21 protein-coding genes are annotated in these 21,979 nt (G+C 70.6%); 17 read left to right on the plus strand and 4 right to left on the minus strand.

The genetic code is table 11. The annotated features are described in order from the left end of the window. Window positions 1-14: 14 nt before the first annotated feature. Window positions 15-713: a potassium channel family protein gene (locus tag OHT52_RS26735; protein ID WP_328722733.1), complete on the minus strand. Its 699-nt coding sequence runs from the start codon at window positions 711-713 to the stop codon at window positions 15-17. Window positions 714-780: 67 nt separating this feature from the next. On the opposite strand from OHT52_RS26735, the gene OHT52_RS26740 reads away from it, so the two are divergent. Next, a complete protein-coding gene (locus OHT52_RS26740) occupies window positions 781-1,341 on the plus strand; it encodes an HIT family protein (RefSeq protein ID WP_328722734.1) in 561 nt (186 codons plus the stop codon). Window positions 1,342-1,405: 64 nt separating this feature from the next. Here OHT52_RS26740 and OHT52_RS26745 read toward each other — a convergent pair whose 3' ends face one another. After that, window positions 1,406-3,076, minus strand: a complete 1,671-nt coding sequence (locus tag OHT52_RS26745; RefSeq protein WP_328722735.1) for a hypothetical protein — start codon at window positions 3,074-3,076, stop codon at window positions 1,406-1,408. A gap of 285 nt (window positions 3,077-3,361) precedes the next feature. Here OHT52_RS26745 and pgsA point away from each other — a divergent pair, with 285 nt between their 5' ends. The 15 genes from pgsA to OHT52_RS26820 all read left to right on the plus strand — a co-directional run bounded on the left by pgsA (window position 3,362) and on the right by OHT52_RS26820 (window position 18,773). Continuing rightward, on the plus strand, window positions 3,362-4,051 hold the full coding sequence (gene pgsA / locus OHT52_RS26750) for a phosphatidylinositol phosphate synthase (RefSeq protein WP_328723909.1): 690 nt from the start codon (window positions 3,362-3,364) through the stop codon (window positions 4,049-4,051). Further along, complete coding sequence (locus OHT52_RS26755; RefSeq protein ID WP_328722736.1) at window positions 4,048-4,986, plus strand: phosphatidylinositol mannoside acyltransferase; 939 nt, start codon at window positions 4,048-4,050, stop codon at window positions 4,984-4,986. Before pgsA ends, OHT52_RS26755 begins: the two co-directional genes overlap by 4 nt. Beyond that, complete coding sequence (locus OHT52_RS26760) at window positions 4,983-6,206, plus strand: glycosyltransferase family 4 protein (protein WP_328722737.1); 1,224 nt, start codon at window positions 4,983-4,985, stop codon at window positions 6,204-6,206. The genes OHT52_RS26755 and OHT52_RS26760 overlap by 4 nt, the downstream gene beginning before the upstream one ends. A gap of 103 nt (window positions 6,207-6,309) precedes the next feature. Further along, entirely contained in the window at window positions 6,310-6,855 is a 546-nt protein-coding gene (locus tag OHT52_RS26765) for a hypothetical protein (RefSeq protein ID WP_266702373.1), read from the plus strand. Window positions 6,856-7,052: 197 nt separating this feature from the next. Continuing rightward, complete coding sequence (gene pdxS, locus OHT52_RS26770; protein WP_328722738.1) at window positions 7,053-7,982, plus strand: pyridoxal 5'-phosphate synthase lyase subunit PdxS; 930 nt, start codon at window positions 7,053-7,055, stop codon at window positions 7,980-7,982. 6 nt (window positions 7,983-7,988) lie between these two features. Next, a complete protein-coding gene (gene pdxT / locus OHT52_RS26775; protein WP_328722739.1) occupies window positions 7,989-8,591 on the plus strand; it encodes a pyridoxal 5'-phosphate synthase glutaminase subunit PdxT in 603 nt (200 codons plus the stop codon). A 60-nt stretch (window positions 8,592-8,651) separates the two neighbouring features. Next, window positions 8,652-9,407, plus strand: a complete 756-nt coding sequence (locus OHT52_RS26780; RefSeq protein WP_266702367.1) for a YebC/PmpR family DNA-binding transcriptional regulator — start codon at window positions 8,652-8,654, stop codon at window positions 9,405-9,407. Window positions 9,408-9,537: 130 nt separating this feature from the next. Then, window positions 9,538-10,071, plus strand: coding sequence for a crossover junction endodeoxyribonuclease RuvC (gene ruvC / locus OHT52_RS26785; protein ID WP_328722740.1), 534 nt, complete (start codon window positions 9,538-9,540; stop codon window positions 10,069-10,071). Continuing rightward, complete coding sequence (gene ruvA, locus OHT52_RS26790) at window positions 10,068-10,694, plus strand: Holliday junction branch migration protein RuvA (RefSeq protein ID WP_328722741.1); 627 nt, start codon at window positions 10,068-10,070, stop codon at window positions 10,692-10,694. The genes ruvC and ruvA overlap by 4 nt, the downstream gene beginning before the upstream one ends. Window positions 10,695-10,726: 32 nt before the next feature. Further along, the gene (ruvB, locus tag OHT52_RS26795) at window positions 10,727-11,821 is read left to right on the plus strand and encodes a Holliday junction branch migration DNA helicase RuvB (protein ID WP_328722742.1); all 1,095 of its coding nucleotides are present in this window, start codon (window positions 10,727-10,729) and stop codon (window positions 11,819-11,821) included. A gap of 166 nt (window positions 11,822-11,987) precedes the next feature. Further along, window positions 11,988-12,458 carry a preprotein translocase subunit YajC gene (gene yajC, locus OHT52_RS26800; RefSeq protein ID WP_328722743.1) on the plus strand — a complete coding sequence of 157 codons (471 nt, stop codon included), beginning with the start codon at window positions 11,988-11,990 and terminating at the stop codon, window positions 12,456-12,458. Between the two features lie 148 nt (window positions 12,459-12,606). Next, window positions 12,607-14,424, plus strand: a complete 1,818-nt coding sequence (gene secD, locus OHT52_RS26805; protein WP_328722744.1) for a protein translocase subunit SecD — start codon at window positions 12,607-12,609, stop codon at window positions 14,422-14,424. A gap of 1 nt (window position 14,425) precedes the next feature. Continuing rightward, entirely contained in the window at window positions 14,426-15,532 is a 1,107-nt protein-coding gene (gene secF / locus OHT52_RS26810; protein ID WP_328722745.1) for a protein translocase subunit SecF, read from the plus strand. Next, a complete protein-coding gene (locus OHT52_RS26815) occupies window positions 15,529-16,077 on the plus strand; it encodes an adenine phosphoribosyltransferase (RefSeq protein WP_328722746.1) in 549 nt (182 codons plus the stop codon). Before secF ends, OHT52_RS26815 begins: the two co-directional genes overlap by 4 nt. A gap of 158 nt (window positions 16,078-16,235) precedes the next feature. After that, entirely contained in the window at window positions 16,236-18,773 is a 2,538-nt protein-coding gene (locus tag OHT52_RS26820) for a RelA/SpoT family protein (protein ID WP_328722747.1), read from the plus strand. Window positions 18,774-18,851: 78 nt separating this feature from the next. Here the strand turns inward: OHT52_RS26820 and OHT52_RS26825 are convergent, their stop codons facing one another. Continuing rightward, the gene (locus OHT52_RS26825; protein ID WP_328722748.1) at window positions 18,852-20,081 is read right to left on the minus strand and encodes a DUF349 domain-containing protein; all 1,230 of its coding nucleotides are present in this window, start codon (window positions 20,079-20,081) and stop codon (window positions 18,852-18,854) included. Window positions 20,082-20,339: 258 nt separating this feature from the next. Then, complete coding sequence (locus OHT52_RS26830; RefSeq protein ID WP_328722749.1) at window positions 20,340-21,137, minus strand: peptidylprolyl isomerase; 798 nt, start codon at window positions 21,135-21,137, stop codon at window positions 20,340-20,342. A 150-nt stretch (window positions 21,138-21,287) separates the two neighbouring features. Here OHT52_RS26830 and OHT52_RS26835 point away from each other — a divergent pair, with 150 nt between their 5' ends. Continuing rightward, the gene (locus tag OHT52_RS26835) at window positions 21,288-21,974 is read left to right on the plus strand and encodes an MBL fold metallo-hydrolase (RefSeq protein WP_328722750.1); all 687 of its coding nucleotides are present in this window, start codon (window positions 21,288-21,290) and stop codon (window positions 21,972-21,974) included. Window positions 21,975-21,979 lie beyond the last annotated feature (5 nt).

The raw sequence follows: 21,979 nt of genomic DNA on the forward strand, positions 1-21,979 counted from the left end.
CCCCCGGCGCGGCGTCAGCCCGCCGGGGGCCGTTCCTCGTCCTCCCGCCGGAACACCTGGAGCAGCCACGACGAGAAGGAGCCCGTCACCGCACCCAGCAGTGCCAGCCCGCAGACCATCAGCCCCGTCGCGACGATCCTGCCCTCCGGGGTGACCGGCACCGCGTCCCCGTACCCCACCGTCGTCAGGGTCGCGCACGCCCACCAGACCGCGTCGCCGAAGGTACGGATGTCGGCACCCGGCGCGGTGTGCTCCACGTGGTAGACGGTGAGCGCGGCGGACAGGCCGAGCAGGACCGCGGCGAGCCCGGCGTACGACATCACCCGGGCGTACAGGCTCAGCCTGGGTGCGGGGCGGCGCTGCTGGACCGCCGTGTACACCTTCACCACCCGCAACGGCCGCAGCAGCGGCATCACCAGCACCACGGTGTCCAGCCAGTGCGTCCGCACGAAGCGGTGGCCCTGACCGCTGAGCCGCAGGCGGACGGCGTAGTCCACGACGAAGAGCGCCCACGTCCCGTACACCAGGCCCAGCCCCACGTCCGGCCAGGGGGCGCGGTCCCGGCCGGCCAGCACGTGGATCGCGTACCCCGCGAGGAAGACCAGCGAGGCGACCGCGAGGGGCACCTCCGTGTTGTTCTCCCACCGTCCGAGCCTGGTCGGCGGGGCGGCGGGGGCGTGGCGGTCGCTCGGGGGATCGTGGCGGTCGCTCATGGCCGCAAGCATCCCGCCGCCGCCCGGGTCCGGGCCCCGGCGACACGCACGCCAGGGGTGACGCCATATGCTGAACGGCATGACGAGTGAGCCCGAGCAGCAGATCGGAGTGGGGACGCCCGACGCGTTCCAGCGCCTGTGGACCCCCCACCGGATGGCCTACATCCAGGGTGAGAACAAGCCGAGCGGTCCCGGCGCCGACGACGGCTGTCCGTTCTGTACCATCCCGTCCAAATCGGACGTGGACGGGCTCGTCGTCGCACGCGGCACACACGTCTACGCCGTGCTCAACCTCTACCCGTACACCGGCGGCCACCTCATGGTCGTGCCCTACCGGCACGTCGCCGACTACACCGAGCTGGACGGCCCGGAGACGCTCGAACTCGCCGACTTCACCAAGAAGGCCATGGCCGCGCTCCGGACGGCCTCCGGAGCGCACGGCTTCAACATCGGCATGAACCAGGGAGCCGTCGCGGGCGCCGGCATCGCCGCGCACCTGCACCAGCACCTCGTCCCGCGCTGGGGCGGCGACACCAACTTCATGCCCGTGGTGGGCCACACCAAGGTGCTCCCGCAACTCCTCGGCGACACCCGCGCGATGCTGGCCGACGCCTGGCCGGCCGCCTGACGCACCGCGTACGGAGAGGAGGGGCGCCCCGGTCGGGCGCCCCTCCTCTCCGTACGCCCAGGGCTCAGGCGTCGTAGGAGTCGGCCTTCTTCGGCGCCGCGTCCTGGACCGCGCCGCTCAGCGACATCGAGCGACTGCTGAAGCGCTCCGTGTCCACGCCGTTCTCCTTCAGCACCCGCAGCGCCGCCGAATGGACCACCCGCAGCACCGGAGCGGCGGCGCGCAGCGCGTCGTCCGCCATGAAGCGGTGGTTCCACGGCTGCGAGGCCCAGGCGTGCCGCATCCCGAACGGCTCCGGCAACGAGATCTTGCCGCCGAGGTAGTCCAACAGCGGCGGATACCAGGTCAGCGGGGCGCGCAGCGCGAGGCGGACCACCTCCTCCGGTTCCACCAGGGGCAGATTGATCTTGCGGGTCTCCCAGAAGCGGACGGTCTTGTTGACCGTCTTCGTCTTCGCGGCGGGCTTGGAGAAGAAGAGCGAGTGGACCGGACCCAGCGCGTGCCCGGTGACCTCGATGCGCAGCGTCTCGTGCAGCACCGTCACCGTGATCATCATCGTCAGCACCAACTGGCCGTCCCAGAGCGTGAACTGCACACCCAGGTAGTGCCGGGCACCGCTGCCGAACTGCTGGTGGTTGCAGATGCGCTGTATCTCGTGCGGCTTGACCTGGAAGGTCGCCACGTCCTCACCGGCAGGGCGGGAGACCGAGTCCGCGTTCTCGCCCACCGGGGAGACGATCCAGTGCTTCACCGAAGGCTTCGGGAAACCACCGGTGTTCAGCGGCCCGCGCTCCAGCATCTGCAACTGGTCGTGGATCGCCCGGATCACGTCCCAGCTGCGGAACTGGTGGAACTCCTTGGAGGGATCGGCCGAGACCAACTCCTCCGCCAACTGCCAGCTGCCCCAGCGGGTACCCATGCCGAGAATGCCCTTGGGGCCCGCGTAGAACACCGAGTTCGACCGCTGCTCCGCCGCGAGCTTCTCCAGTGACTGCCGCAGCGCCTCGCGGGCGGTCTCGTTCGGGTTCTTCGGCACCGCGTCCGGGATCTTCGCGCTGACCCCGCCGCCCGAGAGCAAGCCCTCCCAGCGGACCCGCATGTCCTTCGCGGAGGTCTCCGCGATCCGCTTGGCGATCAGCCAGCCGACCACCGGGGCGACGATGGCCCCGCGCAGGTAGAGCCCCAGCAGGCCGCCGACCGGCAGCGCGATCAGCGCCACCACCGCCAGGCCGCCGATGATGACCAGCACCACCGTGCCCAGCGCCTTGAACGCGGTGTCCTTGGACTTGTCGAGGGCGTCCCGCAGCCGGAAAGCGATGATCCACAGCAGCAGACCGGGCAGGAACAGCACCCCGCACACCAGCGTCACCAGCGTCAGCCGGGTGTCGCGCTCCTTGCGCAGCCGGGACGCCGAAAGGCAGTGCTCCACGACCGTCTGCGGGTCCATCCCGAAGGACTGGATCAGCGCGCCGCGCGCCCCGCCCAGCGTGCGCTCCTGCACCGCGCGCGAGAAGGCCTCACCCAGATTGGGCTTGAAGTAGTTGGCCTTGAAGAACTTCGAGGAACCCTCCGACACCGAGGACTTGTGCCACTCGTTGTCCGCTTTGAGGATCTCCTCCACCGGGCTGTCCCGGTACGCCGCCGAGGCCAGGGCGTTCGTCGCCACCGCCCCGGCGCTCGCACCCTGGATCGGGATCTGCGCCCCGGGAGAAAAGTCGAATCCGTCGCTGGCCACTTGTTCGCCCCCACTCGCCGCATGGTCTGCTCCTGCGGGTGTGCCCAACTACCGTACGCGGCATACCTTCTGAGCTGCGCCCACAGCGTAGCGCCCGAACGCCCCCACCGCCCGTCACCGGAGCGCTGCCGACAGTGATTGCGACAACGCGCCGTCCGAGCGCCCCCGCGACGCGCAGAAACAGCGGGACGGGTGCCCGTCCGGTGGACCGGCCGCGTGGTGACTACGATGGGCCAGCCGGTGGCCGAAGGGGTCGCACGGCCCACCGACCCCTCAGGGAAGGCCATGCTGAACAAGTACGCGCGTGCGTTTTTCACGCGTGTCCTCACGCCGTTCGCCGCTCTGCTGCTCCGACTCGGGGTAAGCCCCGACGCGGTCACCCTGATCGGCACGGCCGGAGTGATGGCCGGTGCGCTCGTCTTCTTCCCCATGGGGGAGTTCTTCTGGGGCACCATCGTCATCACCGTCTTCGTGTTCTCGGACCTCGTCGACGGGAACATGGCACGGCAGGCCGGGATCTCCAGCCGCTGGGGCGCGTTCCTCGACTCGACGCTCGACCGGGTCGCCGACGGCGCCATCTTCGGCGGCTTCGCCCTCTGGTACGCGGGCAACGGCGACGACAACATCCTCTGCGCCGTGGCGATCTTCTGCCTCGCCAGCGGCCAGGTCGTCTCGTACACCAAGGCACGCGGCGAGTCGATCGGCCTGCCCGTCGCCGTCAACGGCCTGGTGGAGCGCGCCGAGCGCCTGGTGATCTCGCTGGTCGCCGCCGGCCTCGCGGGACTGCACGGCTTCGGCGTCCCCGGTATCCAGATCCTGCTGCCGATCGCGCTGTGGATCGTCGCCGCGGGCAGCCTGGTGACCCTCGTCCAGCGTGTGGTCACCGTGCGCCGGGAGTCCGCCGAGGCCGACGCGGTCGCCGCGGCAGCCGCTGAAGCGGGCCCGGCGGGTCGGGGGACCGAGGGCGGCCGGTGACCAAGCCAGGCACCGACCTCAGGGACCGGCTGACCGACGGGCTCTACGGGCTCGGCTGGGGCGCGGTGAAGAAGCTGCCCGAACCGTTCGCCCGCGCCCTCTTCCGCACCCTCGCCGACCAGGTGTGGAAGCGGCGGGGCAAGAGCGTGCTGCGGCTGGAGTCGAACCTCGCCCGCGTCGTGCCCGACGCCTCCGAGGCCCGGCTCGCCGAGCTCTCCCGGGCCGGCATGCGCTCGTACATGCGCTACTGGATGGAGTCGTTCCGGCTGCCCGCCTGGAGCCCGGAGCAGATCAAGGAACGCATCGACGTCACCGACGCCCACTTCCTCACCGAGGGCCTGGACGCCGGACGCGGAGTCGTCCTCGCCCTGCCGCACCTCGGCAACTGGGACCTGGCCGGAGCCTGGGTCACCACCGACCTCAAGGTCCCCTTCACCACGGTCGCCGAACGCCTCAAGCCCGAGACCCTCTACGACCGCTTCGTCGCCTACCGCGAGAGCCTCGGCATGGAGGTGCTGCCGCACAGCGGCGGCGCCGCTTTCGGCACTCTGGCCCGCCGGCTGCGCGCGGGCGGTCTGGTCTGCCTGGTCGCCGACCGCGACCTGTCCGCCTCCGGGGTGGAGGTCGACTTCTTCGGCGCCCGCGCCCGGATGCCCGCGGGCCCGGCGCTGCTCGCCCTGCAGACCGGGGCGCTGCTGCTCCCCGTCACCCTCGGCTTCGACGACACACCCGTCATGCGGGCGCGGGTCCACCCGCCCGTCGCGGTGCCCGAGGAGGGCACGAGAGCCGAGCGGACCGCCGCCATGACCCAGGCCCTCGCCGACGCCTTCGCGGAAGGCATCGCCGCCCACCCGGAGGACTGGCACATGCTGCAACGGCTCTGGCTCGACGACCTCGATCCCGCGGGCGGTTCGGCCGGGAGGAAGACTCCGTGAAGATCGGCATCGTCTGCCCGTACTCCTGGGACGTCCCCGGTGGTGTCCAGTTCCACATCAGGGACCTCGCCGACCACCTGATCCGGCTCGGCCACGAGGTCTCCGTACTCGCCCCGGCCGACGACGACACCCCGCTGCCGCCGTTCGTCGTCTCGGCGGGCCGGGCCGTACCGGTTCCGTACAACGGCTCGGTGGCCCGTCTCAACTTCGGCTTCCTCTCGGCGGCCCGGGTGCGCCGCTGGCTGCACGACGGCACCTTCGACGTCATCCACATCCACGAGCCGGCCTCGCCCTCGCTGGGCCTGCTCGCCTGCTGGGCGGCGCAGGGGCCGATCGTCGCGACCTTCCACACCTCGAACCCGCGTTCCCGCGCGATGATCGCCGCGTACCCGATCCTCCAGCCCGCGCTGGAGAAGATCAGCGCCCGCATCGCGGTGAGCGAGTACGCCCGCCGGACCCTGGTCGAACACCTCGGCGGCGACGCCGTGGTCATCCCCAACGGCGTCGACGTCGGTTTCTTCGCCGACGTGGAGCCGAAGCCCGAGTGGCAGGGCTCCACCCTCGGCTTCGTCGGCCGCATCGACGAGCCGCGCAAGGGCCTGCCGGTCCTCATGAAGGCGCTCCCGGCGATCCTCGCCGCCCGCCCCGACACACGGCTGCTGGTGGCCGGCCGGGGCGACGAGGAGGAGGCCGTCGCCTCACTCCCCGAGGAGCTGCGCTCCCGCGTCGAGTTCCTCGGCATGGTCAGTGACGAGGACAAGGCCCGGCTGCTGGCCAGCGTCGACGTGTACGTCGCCCCGAACACCGGTGGCGAGAGCTTCGGGATCATCCTCGTGGAGGCGCTGTCGGCGGGTGCCGCGGTGCTCGCCAGCGACCTCGACGCGTTCGCCCAGGTACTGGACCACGGCGCCGCCGGCGACCTCTTCGCCAATGAGGACGCGGAGGCGCTGGCAGCCGCGGCGATCCGGCTGCTGGGCGATCCCGAGCGCCGGGCGGGGCTCAGCGAGCGGGGGAGCGCGCACGTACGGCGCTTCGACTGGTCGACCGTCGGCGCCGACATCCTCGCGGTGTACGAGACGGTGGCGGACGGCGCCGCCTCGGTGGCGGCCGACGAGCGCGCCACCGGCCTGCGGGCCCGCTTCGGGCTGGTCCGGGACCGGGAGGCGGCACAGCCCAGGGACCGCGACGCCTCCCAGCCGTTCGGGCCGGCCGGGGACTGACCACCGGGGCCCGGCCCGGTCCGGCAGCGGTCCGGGAGCGCCCGGCCCCGGACCGCTGCCGGCCGGTCGGGGTGGTCGCCGGGCGGCGGTAGCCTTTGCGCCCGTGACCGCAACCTTGATCTGGACCGTCGTCGCGCTCGTCGCGATCGGCCTGTACCTCAGCTGGACCGCCGGACGCCTGGACCGGCTCCACGCGCGGATCGACGCCGCCCGGGCCGCCCTGGACGCGCAGTTGCTGCGCCGCGCCTCGGTCACCCAGGAACTGGCCACCTCCGGCCTGCTGGACCCCGCCGCCTCCCTCGTCCTCTACGAGGCCGCGCACGCCTCCCGCCAGGCCGAGGAGGACCACCGCGAGGTCGCGGAGAGCGAGCTGAGCACCGCTCTGCGCGCGGTATTCGGCGAGAGCGCCCAGGTGGAAGCCGTACGGGAGGCCCGCGGCGGCGAGGAGGCGGCGGACGAACTCGCCGCCGCCGTTCGCCGGGTGCCGATGGCCAGACGGTTCCACAACGACGCGGTGCGCGCCGCGCGGGCCCTGCGCACCCACCGCACGGTGCGCTGGTTCCGGCTGGCGGGACACGCCCCCTTCCCGCTCGCCTTCGAGATGGACGACACCCCGCCGGCCGCGCTCGCCGACCGCCCGGGCACCTGAGACCGGCAGGGCCTGGCCCGGCGCGGCCGGGGCCACGGCGCCAGGGGGCACCACCGCCCCGGGCGGGTGGGGGACGCAGGGCCGCGGGCAGGGGCCAAAACGATCCACCGCCTTCCCATTGGCCCTTGCTGTGGACTGGTCCGGGGGCGTTTGCTCGGCGGTGCAGGAAACCAGCCCTTTTCACCGAGTGAGGTCCCGTGTCCACGCTTCCCAGCACCCCGCAGTCCGCCGTGTCCGACGGTTCTTCCGCCACCGGCACCGCCCGCGTCAAGCGCGGCATGGCCGAACAGCTCAAGGGCGGCGTGATCATGGACGTCGTCGACGCCGAGCAGGCGAAGATCGCCGAGGACGCGGGCGCGGTGGCCGTGATGGCCCTGGAGCGGGTGCCGGCCGACATCCGCAAGGACGGCGGCGTGGCCCGGATGTCCGACCCCAACATGATCGAGGAGATCATCGGGGCCGTCTCGATCCCCGTCATGGCCAAGTCCCGCATCGGGCACTTCGTGGAGGCCCAGGTCCTGCAGTCCCTCGGCGTCGACTACATCGACGAGTCCGAGGTCCTCACCCCGGCCGACGAGGTCAACCACAGCGACAAGTTCGCCTTCACCACCCCGTTCGTCTGCGGCGCCACCAACCTGGGCGAGGCCCTGCGCCGCATCGCCGAGGGCGCTGCGATGATCCGCTCCAAGGGCGAGGCCGGCACCGGCAACGTCGTGGAGGCCGTCCGCCACCTGCGCCAGATCAAACACGAGATCGCCCGGCTGCGCGGCTGCGACAACAACGAGCTGTACGCCGCCGCCAAGGAGCTGCGCGCCCCGTACGAGCTGGTCAAGGAGGTCGCCGAGCTGGGCAAGCTCCCCGTGGTGCTCTTCTCCGCCGGCGGCGTCGCCACCCCCGCCGACGCCGCGCTCATGCGCCAGCTCGGCGCCGAGGGCGTCTTCGTCGGCTCCGGCATCTTCAAGTCGGGCGACCCGGCCAAGCGTGCCGCCGCCATCGTGAAGGCCACCACCTTCTACGACGACCCGAAGGTCATCGCGGACGCCTCCCGGAACCTCGGCGAGGCCATGGTCGGCATCAACTGCGACACGCTGCCCGAGACCGAGCGCTACGCCAACCGCGGCTGGTAACCCCCGATGACCGATACTCCCGTGATCGGGGTACTGGCCCTCCAGGGCGACGTACGCGAACACCTGATCGCCCTGGCCTCGGCGGACGCCCTGGCCAGGCCGGTCCGGCGCCCCGAGGAGCTCGCCGGGGTCGACGGTCTCGTCATCCCCGGCGGCGAATCCACCACCATGTCCAAACTCGCCGTGCTCTTCGGCATGATGGAGCCGCTGCGCGAGCGGGTGCGGGCGGGCATGCCGGTCTACGGCACCTGCGCGGGCATGATCATGCTCGCCGACAAGATCCTGGATCCCCGCTCGGGCCAGGAGACCGTCGGCGGGATCGACATGATCGTGCGCCGCAACGCCTTCGGCCGCCAGAACGAGTCCTTCGAGGCATCCGTCACCGTACGGGGTATCGAGGAAGACACGGAAGGACCGGTGGAAGGCGTATTCATCCGGGCCCCCTGGGTGGAATCGGTGGGCGCCTCGGTGGAAGTTCTCGCCGAACATCGCGGTCATATGGTCGCCGTGCGCCAGAAAAACGCCCTGGCGACCTCTTTCCACCCGGAACTGACCGGCGACCACCGTGTCCACGCCTTCTTCGTCGAGATGGTGCGCGCGGTGCTCTGAACGATCCCGGTAGGATCTCTCGGGTTCGGATCGATTTTGGTGACGCGAAGGAGAAGGCAGATGTCCGGCCACTCTAAATGGGCTACGACGAAGCACAAGAAGGCCGTGGTTGACGCCAAGCGCGGCAAGCTCTTCGCGAAGCTGATCAAGAACATCGAGGTCGCGGCCCGCTCCGGCGGCGTGGACCCCGACGGCAACCCGACGCTCGTCGACGCCATCCAGAAGGCGAAGAAGAGCTCCGTCCCGAACAAGAACATCGACTCCGCGGTCAAGCGCGGCGGCGGTCTCGAAGCGGGCGGCGCCGACTACGAGACGATCATGTACGAGGGCTACGGCCCCAACGGTGTCGCGGTGCTCATCGAGTGCCTCACCGACAACCGCAACCGCGCCGCCTCCGACGTGCGCGTGGCGATGACCCGCAACGGCGGCTCGATGGCCGACCCGGGCTCCGTCTCGTACCTGTTCAACCGCAAGGGCGTCATCAACCTGCCCAAGGGCGAGCTGACCGAGGACGACGTGCTGGGCGCCGTGCTCGACGCGGGCGCCGAGGAGGTCAACGACCTCGGCGACACCTTCGAGGTCGTCAGCGAGGCCACCGACATGGTCGCGGTCCGCACCGCGCTCCAGGAGGCGGGCATCGACTACGACTCCGCCGACGCCAACTTCCTGCCCACCATGCAGGTCGAGCTCGACGAAGAGGGCGCACGCAAGATCTTCAAGCTCATCGACGCGCTGGAGGACAGCGACGACGTGCAGAACGTCTTCGCCAACTTCGACGTCTCGGACGAGGTCATGGAGAAGCTCGACGCCGCCTGATCCCGGCGATCTGGCGGCTGTACGCGGCACGGGCCGACGGGGACACACCCCCGTCGGCCCGTCGCGTTGTCGGAGTCGCCCGCTAACCTGCCAGAACAGTTGACCGAGCGGTGAGGACAGGGGGCGCTCCGTGCGCGTACTCGGCGTGGACCCGGGGCTGACCCGGTGCGGTGTCGGCGTCGTCGAGGGCGTCGCGGGCCGCCCGCTGACCATGATCGGGGTCGGTGTGGTGCGTACCCCGCCCGAGGCCGAGCTCGGCGACCGCCTGGTCGCCATCGAGCGCGGCATCGAGCAGTGGCTCGACGAACACCGTCCCGGATTCGTCGCCGTGGAGCGCGTGTTCAGCCAGCACAACGTCCGTACGGTCATGGGCACCGCCCAGGCCAGCGCGGTCGCCATGCTCTGCGCCGCCCGACGTGGCATCCCGGTCGCCCTGCACACTCCCAGCGAGGTGAAGGCGGCCGTGACCGGATCGGGGCGCGCCGACAAGGCGCAGGTCGGTGCCATGGTCACCCGGCTGCTCCGGCTCGACGCCCCGCCCAAGCCCGCCGACGCCGCCGACGCCCTCGCGCTCGCGATCTGCCACATCTGGCGGGCCCCCGCGCAGAACCGGCTCCAGCAGGCCGTCGCCGCCCATCGCACGCTGAAAGGCCGCACCGCATGATCGCCTTCCTCTCCGGCCCGGTGGCCGCCCTCTCCCCGGCCACGGCCGTCATCGAGGTCGGCGGCATCGGCATGGCCGTCCAGTGCGCGCCGCGCACCCTCGCCGATCTCCGGGTCGGCCGGCAGGCCAGACTCGCCACCTCCCTCGTCGTGCGCGAGGACTCCCTCACGCTCTACGGCTTCGCCGACGACGACGAACGCCAGGTCTTCGAGCTGCTCCAGACCGCCAGCGGCGTCGGCCCCCGGCTCGCCCAGGCCATGCTCGCCACCCACAGCCCGGACGCGCTGCGCCAGGCCGTCTCCACCGGAGACGAGAAGGCCCTGATGGCCGTCTCCGGCATCGGCAAGAAGGGCGCCCAGAAACTCCTGCTGGAGCTCAAGGACCGGCTCGGAGCCCCGCTGGGCGCCCACATCGGCCGGCAGACGCCCGGAGCCGCCGCGGCCCCCGACTGGCGCGAGCAGCTCCAGGCAGCGCTGATCGGCCTCGGTTACGCCGCCAGAGAGGCCGAGGAAGCGGTGTCCGCCGTCGCCCCCCAGGCCGAGGCGGCCCTCGCGGAGGGTGTCCGGCCCCCCGTGCCGCAGCTGTTGCGCGCCGCCCTCCAGACCCTCAACCGCACCCGCTGACCGGCGCCGAACCCCGAGGCAGGACTGACCCGATGAACTGGGACGAGACCGGACCCGACACCGACGAGCGGGCTGCCGACGCGGCGGCGGCGTACGACGACCGGCTGGTCACCGGCGACGCGGACGGCGAGGACACCGCGGTCGAAGCCGCGCTGCGGCCCAAGGACCTCGACGAGTTCGTGGGCCAGGAGAAGGTCCGCGAACAGCTCGACCTCGTCCTCAAGGCCGCACGCGCCCGGGGCGCCACCGCCGACCACGTGCTTCTCTCGGGGGCCCCCGGCCTCGGCAAGACCACTCTTTCGATGATCATCGCCGCGGAGATGAACGCGCCCATCCGGATCACCTCCGGGCCCGCCATCCAGCACGCGGGCGACCTCGCCGCGATCCTCTCCTCCCTACAGGAGGGCGAGGTCCTCTTCCTGGACGAGATCCACCGCATGTCCCGGCCCGCCGAGGAGATGCTCTACATGGCGATGGAGGACTTCCGCGTCGACGTCATCGTCGGCAAGGGCCCCGGCGCCACCGCCATCCCCCTGGAGCTCCCGCCCTTCACCCTGGTCGGCGCGACCACCCGGGCCGGCCTGCTGCCACCCCCGCTGAGGGACCGTTTCGGCTTCACCGGCCACATGGAGTTCTACGCCCCCGCCGAGCTGGAGCGTGTCGTCCACCGCTCCGCCGGACTCCTCGACGTGGCCATCGACACGGCGGGCGCCGCCGAGATCGCCGGCCGCTCCCGGGGCACCCCCCGCATCGCCAACCGCCTGCTGCGCCGGGTCCGCGACTACGCCCAGGTCAAGGCGGACGGTGTGATCGACCGGGAGATCGCCGCCGCGGCCCTCAAGGTGTACGAGGTCGACGCCCGCGGGCTCGACCGGCTCGACCGGGCCGTCCTCGGTGCCCTGCTGAAGCTCTTCGGCGGCGGTCCGGTCGGCCTCTCGACCCTCGCCGTCGCGGTGGGGGAGGAGAGGGAGACGGTGGAGGAGGTCGCCGAGCCCTTCCTCGTACGCGAGGGACTGCTCGCGAGGACTCCGCGCGGAAGGGTGGCCACACCGGCCGCCTGGGCCCATCTGGGACTGGTTCCGCCGCAGCACGGCGTAAAGGGACAAGCAGGCCTGTTCGGGGCGTGATGCGTCACAGCTTGACCATTTGCGGAACCGGGGTGCCATGCTGGGCGTTGTTCCATCGATGCGGACTCGCTTAGACTCCGCCGATGCCGCCCTTAAAGGTCGGTGTACCCACCCCCGTAGATACAGGCCGCTGTTTCAGCGCGGTCGTGCGAAGGAAATGCGTCCTGTGAGTCTCCAACTTCTTCTCCCCGTGATCCTGATCTTCGGCGTCATGTTCATGATGACCCGGTCCCAAAAGAAGAAGCAGGAGGCCGCGTCCCAGATGCGCAACGAGATGCAGCCGGGGACCGGCGTCCGCACGATCGGTGGCATGTACGCCACGGTCAAGGAGATCCAGGAGGACACCGTCCTCCTGGAGGTCGCTCCCGGCGTCCACGCGGTCTACGCGAAGAACGCCATCGGTGCCGTCCTGGACGACGCGGAGTACAACCGCATCGTCCACGGCGACACCGAGGAGCCCGACTCCCCGGTCGTCCCGGACGACGCCTCCTCGCTGACCGACGGCCACGCCGCCGGTGACGAGAAGATCGACCTGGACAAGAAGTTCACGGCAGCAGACGCCGACGCCGAGGAGACCCCGGCGAAGGACGTCGAGGCCAAGGACGCCAAGAACGACGGCGACACCGGCGCGAAGTAGTCGTACGACACCGGGGACACCGCACGCCCAACCGGCGAGCGGTCTTCCCGGACCGTTCGGTCTTCTGCGGGGGCGGGTCCCCACAACACTTCGTGGCCGCTCGGGCGCGTACCCGGCGCGGAGCGGTTGGACAGGGAGAAACGAAAAGGTGGCAGCACCGAAGAAGGGCCGAGGGCCGGCCGGTGGCGGTCAGGGGAAGCCGGGGCGTTCCCTGGCTCTCATCCTGATCGTCATGGTCGCGCTCGCTGGCGGGATGTTCCTGTCCGGCCACACCACTCCGAGACTGGGCATCGACCTGGCCGGTGGTACGTCGATCACGCTCCAGGCCAAGAGCCAGCCCGGCAAGCCGGACGCGATCAACGAGACCAACATGAACACGGCGGTCAACATCATCGAGCGCCGTGTCAACGGTCTCGGTGTGTCCGAGGCCGAGGTTCAGACCCAGGGCTCCAGCAACATCATCGTGAACATCCCGAAGGGGACCAACTCCGAGCAGGCCCGTGAGCAGGTCGGTACGACCGCCCAGCTCTACTTCCGGCCCGTTCTGACCGTCGAGGCCAGTGGCTCCGACGCCACCCCTTCGGCCACCGCCACTCCCTCCGGCAGCGCCTCGGCGACCCCCTCCGCGTCGGCTTCCGCCTCCGCGAAGGCCACCGACGGCGAGACGGCCACGGACGGCGACAAGGCCGACTCCTCGGCCACGCCCTCGGCGAGCGCCACCACCCAGGGCCGCGCCGTCACCTCGGCGCTGACCAAGGACGACCCCACCCCGAGCGCCACGGCCTCCGCGACCGGTGACACCGCCGCCACGGACGACGCCGCCGCGGCCGACGCCTCGCCGAGCGCCTCCGTCGACCCGGCCACCGCCAAGCTCCAGGCCGAGTTCGCCGCGCTCGACTGCTCCGACCCGAAGCAGCGCGCCGAGGCCGGCCAGGACGCCAAGGCCACCGACACCATCGTCGCCTGCGGCTCCAACACCCCGGGCAGCTACGAGAAGTACGTCCTCGGCCCGGCCGAGGTCTCCGGCAGCGACGTGGACAACGCCCAGGGCGCCATCGACCAGTCCACCGGTGAGTGGATCGTGACGATGGAGTTCAACTCCAAGGGCGCGAAGAAGTTCAACAAGATCACGTCGACGCTGGCGCAGCAGACCTCGCCGATGAACCAGTTCGCCATCGTCCTCGACGGCGAAGTGGTCTCCGCGCCCTCGGTCGCCAGCGCGCTGAGCGCCAACGCCCAGATCTCGGGCAACTTCACCCAGCAGTCGGCCCAGGACCTCGGCAACATCCTGTCCTACGGTGCCCTGCCGCTGACCTTCAAGGAGGCGAGCGTCACCACGGTGACCGCCGCCCTCGGTGGAGAGCAGCTCCAGGCCGGCCTGATCGCCGGTGCCATCGGTCTCGCGCTGGTCGTCATCTACCTGGTGGCGTACTACCGCGGCCTGGCGAGCATCGCCCTGCTGAGCCTCCTGGCCTCCGGCGTCCTCACGTACACGATCATGGCCCTGCTCGGCCCGGCCATCGGCTTCGCGCTGAACCTGCCGGCGGTCTGCGGTGCCATCGTGGCCATCGGTATCACCGCCGACTCGTTCATCGTGTACTTCGAACGAGTGAGAGACGAGATCCGCGAGGGCCGCACCCTCCGGCCGGCCATCGAGCGTGCCTGGCCGCGTGCCCGGCGCACCATCCTGGTCTCCGACTTCGTGTCGTTCCTCGCCGCCGCCGTGCTCTTCGTGGTCACCGTCGGCAAGGTCCAGGGCTTCGCGTTCACGCTCGGCCTGACCACCGTGCTCGACGTCGTCGTGGTGTTCTTCTTCACCAAGCCGGTCATGACACTGATGGGCCGGACGAAGTTCTTCTCCAGCGGCCACCCCTGGTCCGGGCTGGACCCGAAGCGGCTCGGCGCCAAGCCGCCGCTGCGCCGCTCGCGCCGCGTCAACTCCTCCACCGACCCGAAGGAGGCGTGAGATGTCGCGACTCGGCAACATCGGCGCCCGGCTCTACCGAGGCGAGCTCGGCTACGACTTCATCGGTAAGCGCAAGATCTGGTACGGCGTCTCGATCCTGATCACCATCACGGCCATCCTCGGCCTGGCGGTCGGCGGCCTGAACATGGGCATCGAGTTCAAGGGCGGCGCGGTCTTCACGACCGACACCAAGGCCAAGATCTCCACCTCGCAGGCCCAGGAAGCGGCCGTGGCTGCCTCCGGCCACGAGGCGATCGTGCAGGAGCTCGGCAACGGCGGTCTGCGCATCCAGATCACCGAGGTCGACACCGCCAAGGCCGACGGCATCAAGACCCAGCTCTCGAAGGACCTCGGCGTCCCCGCCTCGAAGATCAACGCCGATCTGGTCGGCCCGAGCTGGGGCGAGCAGATCGCCAACAAGGCGTGGACCGGCCTCGGGATCTTCATGGTCCTCGTGGTGGTCTACCTGGCCATCGCCTTCGAGTGGCGGATGGCCGTCGCCGCCCTCGTGGCGCTGATCCACGACATCACCATCACGGTCGGTGTCTACGCCCTGGTCGGCTTCGAGGTCACCCCGGGCACCGTGATCGGTCTGCTCACCATCCTCGGTTACTCCCTCTACGACACGGTCGTCGTCTTCGACTCCCTCAAGGAGGGCCAGAAGGGGATCACCAAGCAGACCCGGTACACGTACAGCGAGATCGCCAACAAGTCGATCAACGGCACGCTGGTGCGTTCCATCAACACCACCGTGGTCGCGCTCCTCCCCGTCGCCGGTCTGCTCTTCATCGGTGGCGGCGTCCTCGGCGCCGGCATGCTGAACGACATCTCGCTGTCGCTCTTCGTCGGCCTCGCGGCCGGTGCGTACTCCTCGATCTTCATCGCCACGCCGCTCGTCTCCGATCTCAAGGAGCGCGAGCCGCAGATGAAGGCCCTCACCAAGCGGATTCTCGCCAAGCGCGCCTCGGCCGCGGCCAAGGGCGAGTCCGAGGAGGACGACGAGCAGCAGGACGCCGGGTACGCGGGCGCCGCAGCCGGCTCCTCGGTGATCGGCCAGCGTCGCGAGCCCGGTGGCAGCACCGGTCGCGGTCAGGGGAAGCGTCGATGACCAGCACCGAATCCGTCCGGGAGCTGCTGCTCAGCCGCATCCGCGACGTACCCGACTACCCCAAGCCGGGTGTCCTCTTCAAAGACATCACCCCGCTCCTTGCGGACCCGGTCGCCTTCTCGGCGCTGACCGACGTCCTCGCGGAGCTGTGCGTCGAGCACGGTGCCACCCGGGTCGTCGGACTGGAGGCGCGCGGCTTCATCCTCGCCGCGCCCGTCGCCGTCCGGGCCGGACTGGGCTTCATCCCCGTGCGCAAGGCCGGAAAGCTGCCCGGAGCGACGCTCCGCCAGGCCTACGACCTCGAGTACGGCACCGCCGAGATCGAGGTGCACGCCGAGGACATCACCGCCGACGACCGGATCATGGTCATCGACGACGTCCTCGCCACCGGCGGCACCGCCGAAGCCTCGCTGGAACTCATCCGGCGGGCCGGCGCCAAGGTCGCGGGCGTCGCGGTCCTCATGGAGCTCGGCTTCCTCGACGGCCGCGGCCGTCTGGAGCCCGCCCTCCAAGGGGCCCCGCTGGAGGCACTGATCACCGTCTGATCACCGTCCGAGCGGTTGGTACGAGCACGCGTGGGCATCCGGGGAACAACCGGGTGCCCACGCGCGTTGTGCGAGCTTCCACGGTCCCCGGACGAGGAGCCGTCGGTGGCTCGATACCATGGCCTTCCGGGTAGTCCGGATACGCACGAGGAGTGCCCTTGCCAGACGAGGCCAACGCAGCCGGAGCGCCGCAGCCGGAGAAGCCCGCGGCGGGGTCCGCCACGCCCTCTCCCGCGGGCGGGACCCCCGAGGGCTCCGGGACGCCGCCCGCCGCGCCGGACGCCACCGGGCCCGGGAAATCGCCCGCTCCCGCCCTTCCGGCGCCGCCCGCCTCGAAGAATCCGGCCAGGCCCGTGAAGCCGGCCACGCCGGCGGGCCAGACCGCCCGTACCGGCGGCTCCTCCAACCGGGTGCGTGCCCGCCTCGCCCGACTGGGCGTACAGCGTTCCAGCCCGTACAACCCGGTCTTGGAACCGCTGCTGCGCACCGTGCGCCAGAACGACCCCAAGATCGAGACGGCCACGCTCCGGCAGATCGAGCGGGCCTACCAGGTAGCCGAGCGCTGGCACCGGGGGCAGAAGCGCAAGAGCGGCGACCCCTACATCACGCACCCGCTCGCGGTCACCACGATCCTCGCCGAGCTGGGCATGGATCCGGCCACCCTGATGGCGGGCCTGCTGCACGACACCGTCGAGGACACCGAGTACGGCCTGGACACCCTGCGCCGTGACTTCGGCGACCAGGTCGCGCTGCTCGTCGACGGCGTGACCAAGCTGGACAAGGTGAAGTTCGGCGAGGCCGCCCAGGCCGAGACCGTCCGCAAGATGGTCGTCGCGATGGCCAAGGACCCCCGCGTCCTCGTCATCAAGCTCGCCGACCGGCTGCACAACATGCGCACCATGCGGTACCTCAAGCGGGAGAAGCAGGAGAAGAAGGCCCGCGAGACGCTGGAGATCTACGCTCCGCTCGCCCACCGCCTGGGCATGAACACCATCAAGTGGGAGCTGGAGGACCTCGCCTTCGCGATCCTCTACCCCAAGATGTACGACGAGATCGTCCGGCTCGTCGCCGAGCGCGCGCCCAAGCGCGACGAGTACCTCGCGATAGTGACCGACGAGGTCCAGTCCGACCTGCGGGCCGCGCGCATCAAGGCCACCGTCACCGGGCGGCCGAAGCACTACTACAGCGTGTACCAGAAGATGATCGTGCGAGGCCGCGACTTCGCCGAGATCTACGACCTGGTGGGCATCCGTGTCCTCGTGGACACCGTCCGCGACTGCTACGCGGCGCTCGGCACCGTGCACGCGCGATGGAACCCGGTCCCCGGCCGGTTCAAGGACTACATCGCGATGCCCAAGTTCAACATGTACCAGTCCCTGCACACCACGGTCATCGGTCCCAGCGGCAAGCCCGTCGAACTCCAGATCCGTACGTTCGACATGCACCGCCGTGCCGAGTACGGCATCGCCGCGCACTGGAAGTACAAGCAGGAGGCTGTCGCCGGGGCGTCCAAGGTCCGCACCGACGTGCCCAAGAGCACCAGCGGCGGGCGGAGCCAGGACACCGTCAACGACATGGCGTGGCTGCGCCAGCTCCTCGACTGGCAGAAGGAGACCGAGGACCCGAGCGAGTTCCTGGAGTCGCTGCGCTTCGACCTCTCTCGCAACGAGGTCTTCGTCTTCACGCCCAAGGGCGACGTGATAGCGCTGCCGGCCGGTGCGACACCGGTCGACTTCGCCTTCGCCGTCCACACCGAGGTCGGCTACCGCACGATAGGAGCGCGCGTCAACGGGCGGCTCGTACCGCTCGAATCGACGCTCGACAACGGCGATCTGGTGGAGATCTTCACCTCCAAGGCGGCCGGTGCCGGGCCTTCGCGCGACTGGCTCGGCTTCGTCAAGTCGCCCCGGGCCAGGAACAAGATCCGTGCCTGGTTCTCCAAGGAGCGCCGCGACGAGGCCATCGAGCAGGGCAAGGACTCGATCGCCCGCGCGATGCGCAAGCAGAACCTGCCGATCCAGCGCATCCTGACCGGCGACTCCCTGGTCACCCTGGCGCACGAGATGCGTTACCCCGACATCTCGTCGTTGTACGCGGCGATCGGCGAGGGCCATGTCACCGCCGCCGGTGTCGTGCAGAAGCTGGTGCAGGCCCTCGGTGGCGAGGACGCCGCGAACGAGGACCTCGCCGAGAGCGCGCCGCCCTCGCGCGGCCGCAGCAAGCGACGGGCGAACAACGATCCCGGGGTCGTCGTCAAGGGCGTCGACGACGTCTGGGTCAAGCTGGCCCGCTGTTGCACCCCCGTACCCGGCGACCCCATCATCGGGTTCGTCACCCGGGGCAGCGGTGTCTCGGTGCACCGCGCGGACTGCGTGAACGTCGAGTCGTTGTCGCAGCAGCCGGAGCGCATCCTCGAAGTCGAGTGGGCGGCGACCCAGTCCTCCGTCTTCCTGGTCGCCATCCAGGTCGAGGCGCTGGACCGCTCGCGGCTCCTCTCGGACGTCACCCGCGTCCTGTCCGACCAGCACGTCAACATCCTGTCGGCGGCCGTGCAGACCTCCCGCGACCGGGTGGCCACCTCCCGGTTCACCTTCGAGATGGGCGACCCCAAGCACCTGGGTCACGTCCTGAAGGCCGTACGCGGCGTGGAGGGCGTCTACGACGTCTACCGCGTCACCTCGGCCCGGCGGCCGTAGACGCCCGAGCGCGCAACAGGAAGGGGCTCCCGTACGCGAGACGCGTACGGGAGCCCCTTCCTGTTGCCTACCGGGCCGTCAGCCGCCGAACTCCTCCAGGCCCTTCAGCGCCTGGTCGAGCAGCGCCTGGCGGCCTTCGAGCTCGCGGGAGAGCTTGTCGGCACGGGCGTTGTTGCCCGAGGCACGGGCGGTGTCGATCTGGCCGCGCAGCTTGTCCACGGCGGCCTGGAGCTGGCCGGTCAGCCCCGCGGCACGCGCACGCGCCTCCGGGTTGGTCCGGCGCCACTCCGACTCCTCGGCCTCCTGGAGCGCACGCTCCACGGCGTGCACCCGGCCCTCCACCTTCGGCCGGGCGTCGCGCGGCACGTGGCCGATGGCCTCCCACCGCTCGTTGATGGACCGGAAGGCGGCGCGCGCCGCCTTGAGGTCCCGCACCGGCACCAGCTTCTCGGCCTCGGTGGCGAGCTCCTCCTTGAGCTTGAGGTTCTCGCCCTGTTCCGCGTCCCGCTCGGCGAAGGTCTCGCCCCGGGCGGCGAAGAAGACGTCCTGCGCGCCGCGGAAACGGTTCCACAGCTCGTCCTCGGCCTCGCGCTGGGCGCGGCCCGCAGCCTTCCACTCCGTCATCAGGTCGCGGTACCGGGCCGCGGTGTCGCCCCAGTCCTTCGACCCGGAGAGCGACTCGGCCTCGGCGACCAGCTTCTCCTTGACCTTGCGGGCCTCCTCGCGCTGGGCGTCCAGCGAGGCGAAGTGGGCCTTGCGTCGCTTGGAGAACGCGGACCGGGCGTGCGAGAAGCGGTGCCACAGCTCGTCGTCCGACTTGCGGTCGAGCCTCGGCAGGCCCTTCCAGATGTCGACGAGAGCCCGCAGCCGCTCACCGGCGGAGCGCCACTGCTCGCTCTGCGCCAGCTCCTCGGCCTCGGCGACCAGCTTCTCCTTGGCCTGCTTGGCCTCGTCGGTCTGCTTCGCCTTCTGGACCTTGCGCTCCTCGCGCCGCGAGTCGACCGTCGCGACGAGCGCGTCCAGCCGGGTGCGCAGTGCTTCGAGGTCGCCCACCGCATGGTGCTCGTCGACCTGCGTCCGCAGGTGGTCGATCGCCGCCGTCGCGTCCTTGGACGAGAGATCGGTGGTCTTCACCCGCTTTTCGAGGAGGCCGATCTCGACCACCAAGCCCTCGTACTTGCGCTCGAAATAAGCCAGCGCCTCCTCGGGCGTACCGGCCTGCCACGATCCGACGACCTGCTCGCCCTCGGCAGTACGCACGTACACGGTGCCCGTCTCGTCGACACGGCCCCACGGGTCGCTGCTCACAGCGCCTCCTCCACCTGATGCCTGCGAGGGGGTGGGCCCCCCGGGCATCGTCCACAGTTTCCTGGGGCGGGCAGCGCCCGCCCTGCACCCCGCCAATCTAGGCGACCGGCGGCCCGGCTGTCCGCACTCAGCACGGCTGGATTTCTCCGGTCCGGGCCGGTCCAGGCCGGTTCGGGCGTTCGTACCGGGCATTTTCGACAACACGGAGCCCCGGCGGCCGGGGCGACCGGCCGCCGGGGCTCCGTGGAGCGGGGTGGCTCACTGCTTCTCGACGGTCACCTTCGACACGTCCACTGCCTTCTTCGGCGCACCGTCGGTGGCGCCGCCGTCGACGCCGGCCGCGCCGATCGCCTGCACCGCCTTCAGCGAGGCCGCGTCCATCGTGCCGAACGGGGTGTACGTCGGGGGCAGCTTGGAGTCCTTGTACACGAGGAAGTACTGGCTGCCGCCGGTGTGTTCCTGGCCGGTGTTGGCCATGGCGACCGTGCCCGCTGGGAACGTCACCGTGCCGTCGGCGCCCGCCTTGCCGAGGGCGGTGAGGTTCTCGTCCGGGATGGTGTAGCCGGGACCGCCGGTGCCGTCGCCGTTGGGGTCACCGCACTGAAGGACGAATATGCCTTCCGTCACCAGGCGGTGGCACTTCGTACCGTCGAAGAACCCCTTGTCGGCGAGGTACTTGAACGAGTTCGTCGTGTGCGGGGTCTTCGACGCGTCCATGGTGAACTTCAGGTCGCCCTGGCTCGTCTTCACGGACATCGCGTACTTCGCCGTCTTGTCGATCGTGACCGCGGGCTCGGGCTCCGCGCTCTCGCTCGCGGAGGGCGACGCGTCGGCGGACGGGGACGAGCTCGCCGCGGCCTCGGACTTCTTGCCGCTGTCGTCGTCGTTCCCGACGGTCACGTAGGTGACCACGCCTATGACGGCGACCACGGCAACCGCGGAGGAGATTATCGCGGTGAGCCGCCGGGTGCGCCGGCGCGCTTCCTCCCGCCGCTGCTGCTGCCGCTCGTACTTCTCCCGGGCGAGCTGCCGCCGCCGCTGATCGCTGCTGACCACCGGATGGTCTCCTTGTACGTTCGTATGGGTGGGGCCTGGGCTGCCCGTACCGTATATGGGTTAGCTGTGGAATGAGGAGCGCCGGTAGGCTCTGGTCTGCCGCGCAGGCTGTCGCGGCCCCTTTCCCGCCGTACTGAACGAAGGACGATCGTGCTCATTGCCGGGTTCCCCGCCGGGGCCTGGGGGACCAACTGCTACCTGGTCGCCCCCGCCGCCGGTGAGGAGTGCGTGATCATCGACCCCGGCCACCAGGCCACCCAGGGAGTCGAGGACGCGCTCAGGAAGCATCGGCTCAAGCCCGTCGCGGTCGTGCTCACCCACGGACACATCGACCACGTCGCCTCGGTCGTCCCGCTCTGCGGCTCCCACGACGTGCCCGCCTGGATCCACCCCCGGGACCGCTACATGATGAGCGACCCGGAGAAGGCCCTCGGCCGCTCCATCGGGATGCCGCTCATGGGCGAGCTCACCATCGGCGAGCCGGACGACGTGAAGGAACTCACCGACGGCGCGCGTCTGGAGCTGGCCGGGCTGGAGTTCGGCGTCGCGCACGCACCCGGCCATACGAAGGGGTCGGTGACGTTCAGGATGCCCGAGGCCGGCGACGTACCGCCGGTCCTCTTCTCGGGCGACCTGCTCTTCGCCGGCTCCGTCGGACGCACCGACCTGCCCGGCGGCGACCACGCCGAGCTGCTCGAGTCGCTGGCCCGCGTGTGCCTGCCGCTCGACGACTCGACCGTGGTGCTGTCCGGCCACGGCCCCCAGACCACCATCGGCCGCGAGCGCGCCGCCAACCCGTTCCTGAACGGGCTGGACGCGCCGCGCCGAGGAATGTGACGAGA

Origin of the sequence: Streptomyces sp. NBC_00247, assembly GCF_036188265.1 — a bacterium.
Lineage (GTDB): Bacteria > Actinomycetota > Actinomycetes > Streptomycetales > Streptomycetaceae > Streptomyces.

Bases quoted from the DNA above. Each gene is read 5' to 3' on its own strand.
- OHT52_RS26735 (WP_328722733.1), bottom strand. From the start codon at position 713: ATGAGCGACCGCCACGATCCCCCGAGCGACCGCCACGCCCCCGCCGCC.
- OHT52_RS26740 (WP_328722734.1), top strand. From the start codon at position 781: ATGCTGAACGGCATGACGAGTGAGCCCGAGCAGCAGATCGGAGTGGGG.
- pgsA (WP_328723909.1), top strand. From the start codon at position 3,362: ATGCTGAACAAGTACGCGCGTGCGTTTTTCACGCGTGTCCTCACGCCG.
- pdxT (WP_328722739.1), top strand. From the start codon at position 7,989: ATGACCGATACTCCCGTGATCGGGGTACTGGCCCTCCAGGGCGACGTA.
- OHT52_RS26780 (WP_266702367.1), top strand. From the start codon at position 8,652: ATGTCCGGCCACTCTAAATGGGCTACGACGAAGCACAAGAAGGCCGTG.
- ruvA (WP_328722741.1), top strand. From the start codon at position 10,068: ATGATCGCCTTCCTCTCCGGCCCGGTGGCCGCCCTCTCCCCGGCCACG.
- ruvB (WP_328722742.1), top strand. From the start codon at position 10,727: ATGAACTGGGACGAGACCGGACCCGACACCGACGAGCGGGCTGCCGAC.
- secF (WP_328722745.1), top strand. From the start codon at position 14,426: ATGTCGCGACTCGGCAACATCGGCGCCCGGCTCTACCGAGGCGAGCTC.
- OHT52_RS26815 (WP_328722746.1), top strand. From the start codon at position 15,529: ATGACCAGCACCGAATCCGTCCGGGAGCTGCTGCTCAGCCGCATCCGC.